Genomic DNA, 16,427 nt, shown 5'->3' with positions numbered 1-16,427 from the left:
GTGCAGGTGAAAATGATTGGCTCTTCTTATCCTTCCGTCTTGCTTTTTTAATAAATAATGAACTTGTCTTTATTCCTTTAAATCCATAGCCCTAAGCCTTCACACCTCAGAAGACTCAAAATACAAGGAAAGTTCGTTAACGCCCCTTAAATGGCTAAATAGTGTTATAATAGAAGAACAACGATTTATATTAGGAGGAATTACATGGCTACTGCACGCGAAATGAGTCTGGTCAACAAGGATTTTCTGGTTGAAGAATTAGGGCTGAAACAACAAGGAAACTCAACTATCTTTATGAATGAAGATTGTTTTGTATTGTCCCCATCTGTTCAGCGATATGAAAAAGGTTTTGATGTCAGTGAATTCAATTTGGCGAAGTTTGATCCTGAGCGCCAACAAGGCTTTTTGCTCGTACGGTACATGGATACCTTTTTAATGGCCAAACTTGAAAGCTTCACGAAAAAGATGATGCTTCCTGAACTTCAGATTAAAAAGAAAAATACTAAGCCGCATTGGAAATTTACGGTTGCTGAAAATCCGGCCTATCATATCGTAAACACTCAAAACAAGGAACTGCGTTACCGGTTGCAAGAACCTACTAAAAAACAAATTCTATCTTTCTTCAACAAAATATAATTGTTCCCCCGCTGCCTGTGTGCATGCGGGGTTTTTTGTGCGCTTCTATGGCCAATCACCCTTTAGCTGTTTAACGTTTCCCTTTATGTGCGGTTGCTTTATAACCATATAAACTTATTTGTTTTTAATGGTAAAATGAATACCATGAACACACCGCCTAACAGCAGTTCTTCAATCTCCTGCTGGGCGGATGGGGAAGGTAATTATCGATTGGAAGTGACCTATGGACTCTCAGCGCTATACCGTAAAAGACCGCCAATTTTGGAAGATCATTCTCAGCCTTCTATTGGCCTCTTTATTTATTTTTGCAAATATGTATGCAGTACAACCTTTGCTGCCCGTTTTTGTAGACGAATTCCAAGTCTCTGTTTCCACAGCCAGCTTATCCTTATCGCTGACCATTATCGGCTTAATCCTAGGATTGATCGTACTTGGATTTTTCTCCGACCGCAATGGCAGAAAATCTTATATCGTCTATTCGCTGCTCGGATCTGCACTCCCTTTTTTTATTATTCCATTGACCGATTCATTTACTGTGCTGCTGATTCTTCGGTTTATCCAAGGTTTTGCGCTGGCAGGCGTTCCCGCCGCCGCCCTTGCCTATATCAGTGAAGAAATTGACCGAAAGAATATCGCTTATGCAACTGCGCTCTATATTTCCAGTAATGCGCTGGGCGGAATGCTGGGTCGTGTTTTAACAGGTTATCTGACAGATCATTTCTCCTGGCAGCTTTCGTTTTACGCGTTTGCAGTGACGGGACTTGTCCTATTTGCAGCAGTTGTCTATCTGCTGCCGCCATCACAGAATTTCAGTTCAAGCCAATTAAGCTTTGCAAAAGACATTGAAGGATTCCTGTTCCACTTGAAAAATCCAGCCCTTCTTGTTGTTTTCGGCTTGGGGGCAATTCTGCAAATTTCCTTCACCGGAATTTGGACGTATCTGCCTTTTTATTTGGAAGCTCCGCCCTACTCCATGTCTCTGCAAGGCATTTCCTATTTATTTTTCGCCTATGGCATCGGTGTCATCGGCTCACCGGTAGCTGGCCGCGCCGCTGAAACTTTCGGTTTACGCAATGTCCGACTGGCTGGAGTATTTATTCTGTCAGCCGGAATTTTTATGACACTCAGCCCTTACCTATGGATGATTGTCGTCGGCCTTTGTGTGACTTGCCTTGGATTTTTTACTTCGCATTCCCTTACTGCCGCCTCGGTCGGCCAGCAGGCTGCCCATCATAAAGGCAGTGCTTCCAGTTTATATTTAGTTTCTTATTACATTGGCGTTGCTGCCGGCAGCTCGCTGTTAAGTCCTTTGTGGACTTCTGTCGGCTGGACCGGACTGGTACTTTTCACAGCAATTTTGCCGCTCCTCTACATACTGGCCGTCACTCTTTACAGAAAAAAAGCAGGTTCCCCTATAAGGTGAACCTGCTTTTTGCTATTTGTGAATTCTATTCAAGAAACTCGGCTGGAATCGACAACAAATCGATTCCCCAGATAAGCGGCAAGAAGTAGAAAACCGCAAGGCTGACGAAGAAAATGCCAAATATATTGAGCGCGAAACCGGCTTTGGCCATATCGGAAATTCTCAAATATCCGGAGCCGAAGACGACAGCATTCGGCGGCGTTGCAACTGGAAGCATAAAAGCACAAGAAGCGGCTACGGCTGCAGTCACCATCAGCGCATATGGATGGATGCTGAGAGCAACTGCAAGAGATGCCATGATCGGGAACATCATGGAAGCTGTCGCGGTATTGGATGTGATTTCCGTCAGGAACAACACAAGTGCAGCTACTACGAGAACAACGATGAGTACATTGACTCCCTGCAATCCAATCAATTGATTTCCGATCCATTCAGACAAGCCGGAATTTGTGAAACCGGCAGCGATTGCCAATCCCCCACCGAACAGCAGCAAAATACCCCACGGCAATTTAACCGCAGTCGCCCAGTCCAGCAAATGATCGCCTTGCTTGTTTTTAGAAGGAATGATAAATAAAATCATCGCCGCAATCAAGCCGACCATTGCATCGGTCATTTCCAAATCCGGAGCAAACGCATCCAAGACAAACGAGCGGCTGATCCAGGCAAGTGCTACTGCCACAAAAACCGTAAAGACTGCTTTTTCTTCGTACGAAGCAGATCCCAAGTCGGCCTTCTGCTGACGAATCACTTCGTTTCCTCCAGGCAATTGCTTAAGTTTTTGCGGATAAGCGACTTTCACTAAATAGATCCACGCAATTAAAATAAAAATCCATGCCAATGGAACACCGAAGAGCATCCATTGGGCAAAAGTGATTTCAATGCCATAGATTTCATTGACCGCTCCTGCCAATAATGTATTCGGCGGCGTTCCGATCAATGTTGCGATTCCTCCAAGCGAAGCGGAATAGGCAATTCCCAGCATAAGGGCCTTACCGAAACCGAAATTCTCTTTTGAAGTATCGATTGAATGGTCATCCTTCAGCGCTTCAGAGACTTGGTAAATGATCGCCAAACCAATCGGCACCATCATCATCGCTGTGGCAGTATTGGAAATCCACATCGACAGGAATCCTGTCGCAATCATGAAACCAAGAATAATCCGTTCTGTATTGGTGCCGATTATGGAGATAATAGTAAGTGCAATCCGTTTGTGCAAGTTCCATTTTTCCATTGTCAGCGCAATCATGAAACCGCCCATAAAGAGAAATATCGTATCATTGCCATAAGCGGAAGTTGTAGCGCTTACATCCAGTCCACCTGTCATGGGGAAAAGAATGATTGGCAGGAGAGATGTGGCAGGAATCGGAATAGCTTCCGTAATCCACCAAGTTGCAATCCAAATGGTGCTGGCCAAGACGGCTTTTGCTTCGGGCGAAAGTCCATCAGGATTAAAGAAAAGTAAGGTTAACGCGAAAAGCAGCGGACCGAGAAACAAACCGATTAACTGAGGCTTGTTGTAACTTCGCTTCTTTTTGCGTTCATCGTAGGATCCCGCGTCTTCAGCCCGGTCTCGATCATTCGGGAGGCTTCCACCGGGGTTGGTGAAAAATTTAAACGTATCTTTTGCTTGATCGTGCTTTTCCCACATCCAGTTCCATGTTGCAGAAATCATCTTATCCCTCCATCATCTTTATAAAGAATTTTCCAATAATTATCTTCATAATTGTATAGGTTTCTGCTCCGACAAACAAGCGAGTGTAATCTTAATGCGCCCTTGACTCAAAGCAAGCCCAGAGAAAAGACAGGAACCCAAGGTCCCTGTCCACAAAGTTTGCACTTAGCTTTTCAATCATCTTACTGTTCTTCTGATTCTCCGATTGGGTTTTGTTCATCGCCTACACCTGTATTGCTGTGGGCGCCTCTTTTCTCCATCTCTTGGCCGTCTTCTTTTGACTCTTGATCAATGCTTTCAAATTCTTCCCGTTGGCGTCGGTTATGATGGCTTTGCGGATTTGCATCTTTCGAAAAATCATTTTTACCCATTAGGATCATTCCTCCTGTTTGCGTTTATTCCTTCATTTCCCTTCTCTCATGAAGTAAAACGTTTACAGGGGAAGAAATACGCCATAACCGAAATAGACGCAAAGAAGTGACAATACAGCAAAAACCAGATATTCTGAAGTGCCTCCGGTCGTAGCGGTAATTGGGAATCGAACATTCCATCTAAATGGAAAAAACAGTTTTACTCCTCTTTTCGTCGCCATGTCCAATACAATATGGCTGGCCATTCCCACAAGAATACCTGCTGAAATCGCTTCTACCGGCATAAAACTGTGCATTAAAACAGCAAACAGTACTAGAAACAATAAACTGTGAGTGAAAGTTCGGTGTCCAAATAAACCACTAATCAATTTAGATAGAAGAGGCAAACTGCGCCCAATTTTACTGCTGCCATGGCAAATATCAGGAATGACTGCGCCAACTACACCAGCGCCCAATAAAATGATCGGCTCGTAATTTGTGATTTGTGCAAAAGCAAGGCTTGCTGCAATACCGCCTATGATGTGAGTTTTACCTGTCATGCTTTTTCTCCTTTTCCTGCTTATGGCCATTAGAACATCTATCAATCAGATCAGAATAAAAAAATTCCCAACAGCTATCAGTTTCTCTTTTGGCCACGTGCTTATCGATCTCATTTTTATTATACTAAAAATCGTGTATGCTGAAGACATGGAATTTAATTAGATTAGCTGCATGAACAAAGAATCAGCTTATGAAATCGGTTAGGATAGGTGCCCTTAACTAATTGGGTTACGGAAGTCCGACACCAGAACAGTTCCACTGCTTTTATTCACTCAACTATATCTAAAAGGAGGCGTCATTATGGGCATTCATCGTTTTTTTACTTCATTGAATGATTTGGAACGAATTATCCGGGCACCCGGCATGTTTAAGTTTGAAGAACATAATGTTGCAGCCCATTCATGGAAAGTCAGTCAATACGCCATGTTTTTTGCAACCATCGAAGAACGTGCTGGCCGCGAAATCGACTGGAAAGCATTGTACGAAAAAACCATCAATCACGATTTTGCTGAGGTATTTATCGGTGACATCAAAACACCTGTTAAATATGCATCTCCCGAATTAAAGGAAATGATTGCAAAAGTAGAAGAAGGCATGATGGAAAAGTTCATCCTGCGTGAAATTCCCGAAGAATTTCAGGACGTGTTTTTTGAACGTATGAAAGAAGGAAAGGACTCCACTATTGAAGGGCGCTTGTTGGAGTTGGCGGATAAGCTGGATCAGTTCTACGAGGCATTTGCAGAATTGAAGCGCGGTAATACCGACAAGGAATTCGTGGTAATGTACCGGATCGCTTTGACCAAATTATTGGATCTTCCTTTGCCTGCAAGTGTTGATTATTTTAAGAATGTCATGCTTGATGACGTTATCAATGAAGAAACAGCCATTGACGTAAAAGAGATTACCCGCCAAATCATTTCCGAGCATTAAGCTTTGCTCTATGTTTCATACCTGCAATATGGTAAATTTAACTTCAACAACTACTTTCGGAGGTGAATCCCTTATTTAAGGGAATTTATTGGACCCCATACTTTTATTGAATATAGCTTTGCTCGTCTTATTAATCGCGTTAACGGCTGTTTTCGTCGGCTCGGAATTTGCCGTCGTTAAAGTCCGGATGTCGCGCATCGACCAATTAATCGATGAAGGAAACAAAAAGGCCGTGCTGGTCAAAAAAATCACCAGTGACCTTGATTATTATCTGTCTGCTTGTCAGCTCGGCATTACCGTTACAGCTCTCGGGCTTGGCTGGTTGGGAGAACCGACCGTTGGACGGCTATTGCATCCTTTATTCGAAATGCTCGGTGTTCCTGCATCTGCCTCTACCATCATTTCATTTGTCCTGGCTTTCTCACTAGTGACTTTTCTGCACGTTGTAATCGGGGAAATGGCTCCTAAATCCTTGGCGCTGCAATTCGCTGAACGGATGACCTTGCTGTTATCTCCATTCCTATACGCGTTTGGCAAGATCATGTACCCGTTCATTTTCATCTTGAACGGTTCGGCGCGCATCCTTTTACGTGCCTTTGGTGTAGAACATGCCAAGGAAGAGCAGGCCCATTCAGAAGAAGAGCTGAAAATCATTATGGCACAAAGCTTTCAAAGTGGGGAAATCAATCAAACCGAATTGTCCTATATGCAGAATATTTTCGCTTTTGATGAGCGAAGCGCAAAAGATGTGATGATTCCACGGACTCAAATGATCGCTTTTTCAGATGATTTAACGACTGAAGAACTTTTAGCCGAGATTCGTGAGCACCGTTTTACTCGCTACCCTATCGCCAGGGACGGAGATAAAGACGACTTGATCGGCTTTATCAATGCCAAAGAAGTGTTGACGCATTACGCCGTGAATGGCCAGTTTGAGATGGCAGAACTTATACACACTCTTCCATACTTCCATGAAACAACACCGCTTCAGAATGCCTTGGTGAAAATGCAAAAAGATCGAACGCATATCGCCCTCGTTATCGATGAATATGGTGGAACTTCCGGTTTGATTACCATGGAGGATATACTGGAAGAAATTGTCGGTGAAATCCGCGATGAATTTGATGAAGAGGAAGACGAAGAGATTATTAAGGAAAGCGATACGCGCTATCTACTGAATGGACGCGTCCTGTTAAAAGATCTGGAAGAACGCTTCGGCTTTAAATTTGAAGACAGTGAAGATATTGATACGATTGCCGGCTGGATACAGCATCAGCTGATCGAAGCTGAGACTGGCGATTCCTTTGTAAAAGGAGACTGCCAATGGTCCATTGTCGAAATGGAAAATCATCATATCTTAAAAGTTGCCTGTGATCTATTGCCAAAATCATAATGATAAAGCGTCCGAAAAAGGGCGCTTTTTTGCTGCTTAAATCTAAGTTCTGCAACGCTCCCCGTTCTTAAAGCTTTGAAAAACCGCATATTTCTGAGCCATACATTTCAGGTTCTAAAAGAGCTTCCGAACACTTATTTTAAGTCTTAAAAGGTTTCTATTCCTCTTAAATAAGTTTTTGTTTCTATTTTAGGGTTAATCCTATACCGAACGGGGCATATAAGGAGTAACTAATTTTGAAAATGGAGGTTATCATATGAGTAAAGCTATGGGGTTTGCCAAGGAACTTGGCAGTGAGTTCAAAAAAGATAAAGCAACTACTCTAGCCGCAGCACAGGCTTATTACTATTTATTAGCTATCGTTCCTTTATTGATCTTGCTGCTGTCTATTTTGCCTTATCTTCAGATTGATCCAGCGAAAGCAATGGAACTCATCCGTCAAGTTCTTCCTGGAGAAGTGGCTGCTACATTTGAGGATACAATTGTTAGTGTGGTCACCACACCATCAGGCGGTTTATTGACATTTGGTATTTTGGGTACGCTTTGGTCCGCATCGAATGCATTAACTGCTTTTATCGATGCAACTAATCAGGCATACGGCGTCGAAGAAACCCGTTCTTTCATCAAATTGAAAGCAACGGCCATCGTTTTGACACTTGGCATGTTGGTTGCTGTCATCGTTGCACTTGTTCTGCCAATTTTTGGCGGCACTATTATTGAGTTTATTAAAACAACCTTCAGTCTTCCGCAACAAACTGAAATCATTTTCCAGGTTCTGCGTTGGGTCATTTCCATTGCAGTCATGAGTATTGTCTTGGCACTTATGTACAAATTCGCTCCTGATAAACATTTCCCATTTAAGGAAGTTATTATTGGAGCTGTAATCGCTACAGTTCTATGGCAAGTTGTTTCTTTCCTATTCTCGATTTACGTCTCTAACTTCGGCAGCTACTCTGCCACTTACGGCAGTCTTGGAGGACTCATCGTACTAATGCTTTGGTTCTTCTTGACCGGTCTAATCCTTGTAATCGGCGCTGAAATCAATGCCATTCTTCACAGACGCAAGCATGCTAAAGAGGGTACTGATCCACTCGCGCAAAGCGAAGCAAATCAGAAAGATGCGAAGAGTGCAGAATCATCTATGAACAAATATTAAACGAATAACCCCTTCACCAGGTTTGGTGAAGGGGTTATTTTTTTACTTCATATCCCGTCTTCTTTCACGTATAAGGCCATCCATTCATCAATCGTGAAACTTTTGATGTCTCCATTCACTATTTCTATCGAAAAATAATCCATTGCTTTCTCGTTGGCTGCAATCAAATGCCCGGCAACCCGTTCTGCCTGTTCTTCGTTTTCAGTCGTACGCGCTACCCAAGACGGATACTGCAATGTCTTTTTGCGGTCTGCCGATTTCAGTTCCTTCATTCCATGCTCTTTCAATAGTTTTGCCCATTCTTCTTTCGACAGGCATCTTGAATGGCTGTCATCACGAAGTTTTTCTACCGTGTTTATAAAGTCTGCCAGCTCGGAATCCACAGGTGCCACATTGTCGATCAGAATAAACCTGCCACCTTTTTTTAAAACACGCGACGCTTCCGCAATAAACCGTTCCGGATGAGGAAAATGATGCGGGGCAATCCGACAGACAGCCGCATCAAACGTTTCCTTCAAAAATGGCAAAGCTTCTGCATCTGCAATTACATACTGAATGTTGTCAAAACTGCCGCGCAAATGATTGGCTGTATTCTCAAGCATCGCTTCTGTCAGATCTGTGGAAAAGATCATTCCTGCGTGGGGAGACAAGGTTTTTGTCACATGACCTCCGCCAGTCGCGATATCCAGCACTGTCCATGTCTTGTCAGGCTGAAGCCATTCAATAAGCAGCGGCAGGTCATCTGCTCTAGCATGGCTGTCGCTGGTTATATACTTGCCAGCATTGTTGCCGAAAGTTTCTTTTACTTTCTGCTTAACTGTTTTGTCCATCATTCTTCCCTCCTTCACTCAAATTCCGGGACGATGCTCAAGAAAATTACGGTATGCAAAGCCCTCCACTTCGGCTTCTGTGTAGTGTTTTTGCAGTTCGTTAATTAGATTAGGGAATTCCGATGCATTACCGAGCCCGGTGATATGAGAAGAGATCCCATCAAAATCAGAGCCAATGCCAACTTGCCGAATCCCCCCAAGCGAACAAAGATGATCGATATGGCGAATCAAATCGGGGATTGTTGCCTGTTCACTTTCTTTATTAATAAATTGCGGACAGAACACGACATCAATCATGCCGTTATTGGCGAACATCGCTTGGATTTGCTGATCAGTAAGGTTTCGCGGATGATCGCAAAGAGCACGTGCATTGGAATGGCTGGCAATTGGATACTTCGCCAACTCCATGACATCCCAAAATCCATTCATAGACAAATGAGAAACGTCAGTGAAAACATGATGCTCATTATTGAGACGGACTACTTCTTTTCCTAGTACTGATAAACCTGCACCTCTCGGATCCCCTACGCCGTCAGCGCACAAATTGGCATTATTCCACGTCAAGCCAATTGACAGCACACCCAGCCGATAAAGATGACGCAGCTTCGCCAAGTCATTTCCGAACGCATCCGCCCCTTCCAGTGTGAGAACAGCACCGATTTCATCAGGCTTCAGCGCATCGATATCCCGCCAGTTTTTTATGTGTTTCATAAGGGAATTTCTCCCCAATATTTCTGTATAGAATAAATCCACCTGCTCCAGCGCATGCTGCCATTTCTCGCCGGATGGGAATTCCGGATCGATGAAGATAGCAAAAAACTGAACTTTTACACCTCCTGCCTGCAGCCGGCCGAAATTGGTTTCCAGTTCGTCTGACTTTTTGAAATCCAGGAGTTCACCTTTGAACATGGTATTCCGTTTAGCTACCTGCAACTTTAGCAACGCGTCACAGTGCGTATCGAAGATTTTCATATCATTCAATTCCTCCTTTACGGCTTGCCTCAATGAAACCATTGAAAATTGCTAAAGATGCTGAATCCCCTGCTCTTGCCATATTTTCCGGATGCCATTGCACACCCAACACAAAATGGTGCTGCGCACTTTCAATCGCTTCCACAATACCGTCACTCGAAACGCCGCTGACGATAAATGGCTGAGGGACCCGGCGATTAGCTTGATGATGACGGCTATTCACTTTCAAGCGCTGTTGTCCCGTCAATCTATGCAACAGCGATGCTTTCGCCACATCTACAAAATGAGAGCCATGGAATTTTGGCGCTTTTTGCTGATGCTGCAGCAAATCCTCTTTTACTTGCGTCGTGATGTCCTGATACATATCGCCTCCAACTGCGATGTTCAATATTTGAGCTCCACGGCAAACCCCGAGTATTGGTTTTTCCAATGCCAGCATTTTCTTGGCCAAAGCCAATTCGAATGCATCACGAGACGGGATGATCACCCCAAGATTCGGCAGCGGCTCTTCGTCGAACAAAGTGGGGTCGATGTCATAGCCCCCCGCCAAAAACAAGCCGTCTATATGTTCAGCAAGTTCGTTAATATCTGCTTCATCCATCAAATGCGGAACCATAACCGGCAATCCGCCTGCTGCTAAAATAGCTTCCGTGTCCGCAAGCTCGATACCATATTCGTCGCGTCCCAATTCTAGAGATGCAGTGAGGCCAATAATCGGTTTCATCTATGTATAACCTCCTGTTATTAAAAACTGAATATATTAAACATATAGAATTTATCAATAGAATACCAGCACATCCAAGAACTTTATCATTTATAAAAAAAAAAAAACGGAAAGCCTAAAGCTTGCCGTCTGTTATTGCTATTCCTCCCCTGATTCAGCGATGGCCGTAGCAATCGCATCTTCAATTGGCGTAACTGAAGCCAGATCATTGTTAATGATGATAGAGAAAATCAGCGGCTTTCCATCTTTCGTCGTGGCATATCCTGATAACGCGGAGACCGCCGTCAGAGTACCTGTCTTCGCTTTGACATTGTGCTGTGCTGCGGTATCTTTCATTCGGTTGCGCAATGTCCCCCCAATAAACCGTTCTACATCCCCCGCAACCGGCAGAGAGTTTACGTAGCTGTCAAACCACTCTTTGTTCTGCACACCAAAGAGCAATTGCGACACTTCGTTCACTGGAATCAAATTGACATGGGACATACCTGAACCGTCGCGCAACAGTATTGTCTCTGAATTGACACCAAGAGTTCCTGCCACATCCTTCATCACTTCCAAACCAGCTTCCCAGCTGCCTTCTCCTTGGACAGCACGGCCCATTTCTTTCACCAAAACCTCTCCATGTCCATTATTGCTAAGCTTCATGAATGGAATAGCAAGCTCTGCCAGCGTCATTGACTCATGTTCCAGCAGCAATGTACTGTTTACAGGCGTCTCGCCCATTTTGAGCTGATGCTTACCGGTCCATTTAATGCCTTCTGCCAGCAAGGCATTTTCAAACAAATCCAGCGCATAACCAGAGGGTTCATCGACAGCAATCCATTCACGTGTCCGTGAACCTTCAGCCGGAATATTTCCTTCAATCACAATCTGGTTAGTGCCGTGTTCACGACTGATGGAAACTGTTTTCGGCTGTCCTGCCTGCACTGTTTTAGCATGGTTAACAATTGATACGTAGTCCGTTTCCGGACTCAGCGATACTTTTGGCTCTGTACCGGCTGAATCGCCGGGATTCACTTCAACAATCACCGAGCCTGCATCGTAATCTTTATTGGGAGATGCCGTTAATGCGGATACCTGCGCGCCGTAATAGTAGACTTCGTCCTGCCAGGTAATGTCTTCTGACAGACGGATATCGTCATACCACGTGTCATCTCCAATCAAATCACCTTTAATTTTTTGGATTCCCAAGCTTTTCAGATCCTGCGCGAATTGCTCAAAGTCTTCCTGAAGAAGTGTCGGATCCCCTTTGCCTTTTAAGTAGAGATTGCCTTTCAGCATTTTCCCTTTAACTTCTCCATCTGTATGTATCTCCGTCGTGAAACGATGATTTTCGCCAAGTGTTTCGAAAGCAGCTGCGGCAGTGAAGAGTTTCATGTTAGAAGCCGGAACCAATCGGGTGTCTCCGAAATGATCATAAATTTTCTCACCTGTATCAGCTTCTCTGATGCTGACACCAGCCAAAGCTCCATCCAGCCTTTCATCTTGGAGGATTTGATTAATTTCGCTGACCAAAGGAGCATATTCTCCATCTGCGCCAGCCGTTATTTTATGTTCAGTCAATTCCATGGGCGAAACCGCCAATACCCCTGCCAACATTAATAATGCTATCCCTTTTAAAGTACTTTTCCTCGCCATGATTCCATCCCCTGTCCCTTAATATGTTTAAGAATGTACCATACGCGCCAATCGAATTTTCAGTTAATTCAACAAATGCATCCATGTACATAGTATATTTTTATACTTATAGGAATATTATCCATTTAATAAATATTTATTTTCTTTTTTCTAGAGGGAATAGCCTTATGCACCTATGTCTTTTCAAACAAAAAAGGCTCACAAGAAACTGAAAGTTTCTGATGAACCTTTTATTGTATGCGCCATACTTAAATCCGGCTTTTTTTATTTCGAAATCAGCCATTCCATTGCAGTTCGGTTGTATAAAGTAAGCGGTCACCGACAAATATCCGACATTGCATTTCACAGAAATAACATCCGATCGAGACTTTGATGTCTTCGTAATCACCTTTGGCATTCTTTACTTTCCCAAATAAACGCGAAGTGAAGTGCAATCCAACTTGTTCATCCTGTAAAACGCCATCTACGAACAGCTTTACATTGGTCCATGTATTGACGATGCGTATTGTGTGTTCACCGTACTTCACAACCCATACATCTTTCATATCCCTGCCCCCTGTTCCCGCTTTTGACAACAGTATAACAGAAAAAGAAAAAAACCATGCTTTTAAGTAAGCTTTAGTTGGATGTGTTTCAGTGCTTGCTGCTGCAGTATTAGGTAAGTAAAAAGCTTTTTGTCCCAATTAGGTCAGCGCTTTTCATAAAAAAGACTGCAAACCACTCGAGTGGTCTGCAGTCTAGAGTTTTCAAACATGTATCATTTCTACTTACTGAACCAATTCCAATTCTACCGGAATCGATGCTTCCACTTCTTCGCCATCAAGTGATTGAACAGCCGTTTCAACAGCCATTTCACCAATCATTTCCGGCTTTTGAGCAATTGTTCCATCTAAACGGCCATCTTCTACAGCTTTAACCGCATCATCAGTAGCATCAAATCCAACAACTGCAATGTCTTTTCCAGAAGCTTCAATCGCTTCAAGAGCGCCTAAAGCCATTTCATCGTTGTGAGCAAACACTCCCGTAATGTCTGGGTTAGCTTGAAGGATGTTTTCCATTACAGATAAGCCTTCAGAACGGTTGAAGTTTGCTGTTTGTTTAGCGGCAACATCCAGGCTATCAGCTGCGATATTGTTGAATCCTTCACCGCGTTCACGTGCGGCTGAAGATCCAGGAACGCCTTCCAGTTCTGCAACTAGAGCGCCTTCACCAACGATTGAAACTAAATGTTCTCCCGCCATTTCGCCGCCAGCAACGTTATCTGAAGCGATATGGGAAACCACTTCCCCGCCTGCAGCACTGCGGTCAACAGTAATTACCGGGATGTTTGCCGAATTGGCTGACTCGACTGCAGCTGCAACTGCTTCCGAATCAACAGGATTGATCATGATCAAATCCACTCCCTGTTGAATCAAATCTTCAATATCACTTGCCTGTTTTGAAGCATTGTCCTGTGCATCCACTACTGTCAAATTGGCTCCCAGCTCTTCAGCTTTCGCTTCAGCGCCCTCATTCAATGTAACGAAGAATGGGTTGTTCAAGGTTGAAATAGAAAAACCAATTGTGTAATCGCCGCTTGCTTCGCCGCCATCTCCACTGTTTTCTTCAGAACTTGATCCTGGTGCTTCCATTGAACACGCCGCCAAAATCATCATTGCTAACAAAATGAACCCTAATTGCAATTTTTTCATTTTCCTGCACCCCTTATGCTGTTTTTTTACGGTCCAGAAGAACCGCTAATAATATGACTGCACCCTTCACCACTTGCTGGAAGAAGGACGGAACCCCCATTAAGTTCAAACCGTTATTGAGTACACCAATAATCAAGGCACCAATTAATGTACCGACAATCCATCCGCGTCCACCGGTAAGGCTTGTCCCGCCAAGTACGACGGCTGCAATGGCATCAAGCTCAAACATTTCACCGGCAGTCGGCTGAGCCGAATTCAGACGTGACGTTAAGATGAGTGAAGCCAAGGCTGCCAATAAGCCTAACAATGAATAGACGTAGATTTTAATGCGGTCTGTATTGATCCCAGATAGGATCGATGCCTCTTCATTGCCGCCTACTGCATAGACACGGCGGCCGAACGTCGTTTTCTTCAAGATGAAATACAAGATTCCGAAACTGACAATCATGGTAACTACCGGAATTGGAATCCAAAAGAAATAGCCTTTGCCGAGCAGTTGGAAAGTCATGCTGTCGCCCAATCCTGAAATTGGGCGTCCGTCTGTATAGACCAGGGTCAATCCCCGGTAAATAGTCATCGTCGCCAAAGTTGCGATAAATGGCGCCACTTTCCCTTTGGCAATGATGATGCCGTTAACTGCGCCTAGAATTGCTCCAAGCAATAGTCCGAGGAGCATCGCAAGAATTGGGTCTATACCGCTTGCCATCATTCCTGCTGTGACCGCTCCCGTTAATGCAAGAGTCGAACCGACCGATAAGTCAATGCCCCCTGTCAAAATAACAAAAGTCATACCAAATGCAATCAAAGCGTTAATGGACACTTGCCGAAGCACGTTCATTAAATTGGATACGGTAAGAAAGTCGGTATTTGAAATAGAAATAATAGCGACGATTAGGATCAAGCCGATAAATGGTGCTATTTTTTGTAGAACTGATTGATTCTTAGTCTTCAACTGCAAGTTTTCCACCTCCTGTTGCAAAATGCATAATTCGCTCCTGCGTCATTTCTTTTTTTGGTAAATCCGCTGTTATTTTTCCTTCATGCATCACCAGGACACGATCAGCCATACCAATCACTTCTGGCAGTTCTGAAGAAATCATGAGAATTGCTACGCCACGCTCAGCCAGTTGATTGATGATTGAATAAATTTCTTTTTTCGCTCCCACATCAACGCCGCGTGTTGGCTCATCCAGAATCAGCAATTCTGGTTCGATGCCGAGCCATTTCGCGATGACTACTTTCTGCTGATTTCCACCACTTAACGATTTTGCGGGTTGATGTGGACCGGATGTCCGAATTCCAAGCCGTTGAACCATCGTGTCAAAAAGCTGACGTTCCTTGTCTTTGGAGATTAATCCGTTCTTGGAGATAGCAGCGAAGTTGGTCATACTGACATTTTCCTCTACTGTAAAATCCACAACCAAGCCTTCGGATTTCCGGTCTTCCGTGACATAGCCGATGCCCATTTCTTTGGCTTTTTTCGGCGTATCAATTTTGACCTGTTTTCCATCAAATTCGATAATTCCGCCATCCAATTTTTTGTATCCGAACAGCGATTGTGCCACTTCTGTGCGTCCGGCACCCATTAAGCCAGCAATCGATAACACTTCCCCTTTTCGAAGTTCAAAAGAAATGTCCTCAAAGCAATTTTTCCGACTTAAGCCTTTAACAGCAAGTTTGATTTCACCAATTTCTGATTTCCGTTCAGGGAAGCGTTCCCCGAGTTCCCTGCCGACCATCATCTGAACAATTTCATCAAAAGAAGTTTCACTTATTTTGCGCTCTCCAACAAACTCTCCATCGCGCAAAATCGTAATCCGGTCACATAGCGAGAAAATTTCCTCCATCCGGTGGGAAATGTAAATGAACGAGACACCGCGCTTCTGAAGTTCACGGATCGTTTTAAACAAATTGTCAATTTCACGGTCTGTCAACGCCGCAGTTGGTTCATCCATTATGATTACTTCTGCGTCTACTGACAGTGCCTTAGCAATTTCAACAATTTGCTGTTTTCCGACAGACAGCGAACTGGCCGGGTCAGCAGGATCAACATTCAGTCCAAGATCCAATAGGATTTTACGTGTCTTTTTTTCCATTTGTTTTGTTCTCAATACGCCTGTACGTCCAAACGTTTCTTCACGTCCAAGAAATAGATTCTCGGCAATTGACAGATAAGGCAAGATGTTCAGTTCCTGGTGAATCACTGCAATGCCTACCTCTTCAGCTTGTTTAGGAGAAGTGAAATTGACCTGTTCACCTTTCACTTCAACCGTTCCCGAATCCCTTGTATAAATTCCCGACATAATTTTCATCAATGTCGATTTTCCGGCACCATTTTCGCCCATGAGCGCATGAATTTCTCCTTTTTCTAAAGCAAAATGGACATTCTTCAACACTTTATTGCCGCTGAATGATTTAGAGATATCGGTCATTTTAATCATTAAACTCACC

At 43.7% G+C, this 16,427-nt stretch carries 16 protein-coding genes; 5 read left to right on the top strand and 11 right to left on the bottom strand.

All coding sequences use genetic code 11. The features are described from left to right. Positions 1-204 precede the first annotated feature (204 nt). Both FQV26_RS03080 and FQV26_RS03075 read left to right on the top strand, forming a co-directional pair. The gene (locus FQV26_RS03080) at positions 205-636 is read left to right on the top strand and encodes a hypothetical protein (protein WP_146555902.1); all 432 of its coding nucleotides are present in this window, start codon (positions 205-207) and stop codon (positions 634-636) included. 223 nt (positions 637-859) lie between these two features. Then, the gene (locus FQV26_RS03075) at positions 860-2,059 is read left to right on the top strand and encodes an MFS transporter (RefSeq protein ID WP_146555901.1); all 1,200 of its coding nucleotides are present in this window, start codon (positions 860-862) and stop codon (positions 2,057-2,059) included. Between the two features lie 25 nt (positions 2,060-2,084). Here FQV26_RS03075 and FQV26_RS03070 read toward each other — a convergent pair whose 3' ends face one another. The 3 genes from FQV26_RS03070 to FQV26_RS03060 form a co-directional block, all read right to left on the bottom strand. Beyond that, positions 2,085-3,731: an SLC13 family permease gene (locus FQV26_RS03070; protein WP_146555900.1), complete on the bottom strand. Its 1,647-nt coding sequence runs from the start codon at positions 3,729-3,731 to the stop codon at positions 2,085-2,087. 182 nt (positions 3,732-3,913) lie between these two features. Then, entirely contained in the window at positions 3,914-4,102 is a 189-nt protein-coding gene (locus tag FQV26_RS03065; RefSeq protein ID WP_146555899.1) for a hypothetical protein, read from the bottom strand. 62 nt (positions 4,103-4,164) lie between these two features. Then, positions 4,165-4,641, bottom strand: coding sequence for a metal-dependent hydrolase (locus tag FQV26_RS03060; protein WP_146555898.1), 477 nt, complete (start codon positions 4,639-4,641; stop codon positions 4,165-4,167). A 301-nt stretch (positions 4,642-4,942) separates the two neighbouring features. On the opposite strand from FQV26_RS03060, the gene FQV26_RS03055 reads away from it, so the two are divergent. The 3 genes from FQV26_RS03055 to FQV26_RS03045 all read left to right on the top strand — a co-directional run bounded on the left by FQV26_RS03055 (position 4,943) and on the right by FQV26_RS03045 (position 8,121). Further along, entirely contained in the window at positions 4,943-5,572 is a 630-nt protein-coding gene (locus FQV26_RS03055) for an HD domain-containing protein (protein ID WP_146555897.1), read from the top strand. An 88-nt stretch (positions 5,573-5,660) separates the two neighbouring features. Continuing rightward, positions 5,661-6,965: a hemolysin family protein gene (locus FQV26_RS03050; RefSeq protein ID WP_261384253.1), complete on the top strand. Its 1,305-nt coding sequence runs from the start codon at positions 5,661-5,663 to the stop codon at positions 6,963-6,965. 256 nt (positions 6,966-7,221) lie between these two features. Next, positions 7,222-8,121, top strand: a complete 900-nt coding sequence (locus tag FQV26_RS03045) for a YihY/virulence factor BrkB family protein (RefSeq protein WP_146555896.1) — start codon at positions 7,222-7,224, stop codon at positions 8,119-8,121. 47 nt (positions 8,122-8,168) lie between these two features. On the opposite strand, the gene FQV26_RS03040 is transcribed toward FQV26_RS03045, so the two are convergent. The 8 genes from FQV26_RS03040 to FQV26_RS03005 form a co-directional block, all read right to left on the bottom strand. Continuing rightward, positions 8,169-8,951, bottom strand: coding sequence for a class I SAM-dependent methyltransferase (locus FQV26_RS03040; protein WP_186759602.1), 783 nt, complete (start codon positions 8,949-8,951; stop codon positions 8,169-8,171). 18 nt (positions 8,952-8,969) lie between these two features. Then, the gene (locus FQV26_RS03035; protein WP_146555894.1) at positions 8,970-9,923 is read right to left on the bottom strand and encodes a dipeptidase; all 954 of its coding nucleotides are present in this window, start codon (positions 9,921-9,923) and stop codon (positions 8,970-8,972) included. Position 9,924: 1 nt separating this feature from the next. Continuing rightward, positions 9,925-10,647 (bottom strand): gamma-glutamyl-gamma-aminobutyrate hydrolase family protein, encoded by a 723-nt coding sequence (locus tag FQV26_RS03030; protein WP_146555893.1) that lies wholly within the window; start codon positions 10,645-10,647, stop codon positions 9,925-9,927. 138 nt (positions 10,648-10,785) lie between these two features. Further along, on the bottom strand, positions 10,786-12,285 hold the full coding sequence (gene dacB, locus FQV26_RS03025; protein ID WP_146555892.1) for a D-alanyl-D-alanine carboxypeptidase/D-alanyl-D-alanine endopeptidase: 1,500 nt from the start codon (positions 12,283-12,285) through the stop codon (positions 10,786-10,788). A gap of 275 nt (positions 12,286-12,560) precedes the next feature. Then, positions 12,561-12,830 carry a hypothetical protein gene (locus FQV26_RS03020; protein WP_146555891.1) on the bottom strand — a complete coding sequence of 90 codons (270 nt, stop codon included), beginning with the start codon at positions 12,828-12,830 and terminating at the stop codon, positions 12,561-12,563. 222 nt (positions 12,831-13,052) lie between these two features. Next, positions 13,053-13,976 carry a ribose ABC transporter substrate-binding protein RbsB gene (rbsB, locus tag FQV26_RS03015; RefSeq protein ID WP_146555890.1) on the bottom strand — a complete coding sequence of 308 codons (924 nt, stop codon included), beginning with the start codon at positions 13,974-13,976 and terminating at the stop codon, positions 13,053-13,055. Positions 13,977-13,989: 13 nt separating this feature from the next. After that, the gene (locus FQV26_RS03010) at positions 13,990-14,934 is read right to left on the bottom strand and encodes an ABC transporter permease subunit (RefSeq protein ID WP_146555889.1); all 945 of its coding nucleotides are present in this window, start codon (positions 14,932-14,934) and stop codon (positions 13,990-13,992) included. After that, positions 14,918-16,417, bottom strand: coding sequence for a sugar ABC transporter ATP-binding protein (locus tag FQV26_RS03005; RefSeq protein ID WP_146555888.1), 1,500 nt, complete (start codon positions 16,415-16,417; stop codon positions 14,918-14,920). The genes FQV26_RS03010 and FQV26_RS03005 overlap by 17 nt, the downstream gene beginning before the upstream one ends. Positions 16,418-16,427 lie beyond the last annotated feature (10 nt).

Origin of the sequence: Planococcus sp. CPCC 101016, from assembly GCF_007859295.1 — a bacterium.
Classification (GTDB): Bacteria; Bacillota; Bacilli; order Bacillales_A; family Planococcaceae; genus Planococcus.
This window is presented reverse-complemented; position numbering and strand designations above follow the sequence as displayed.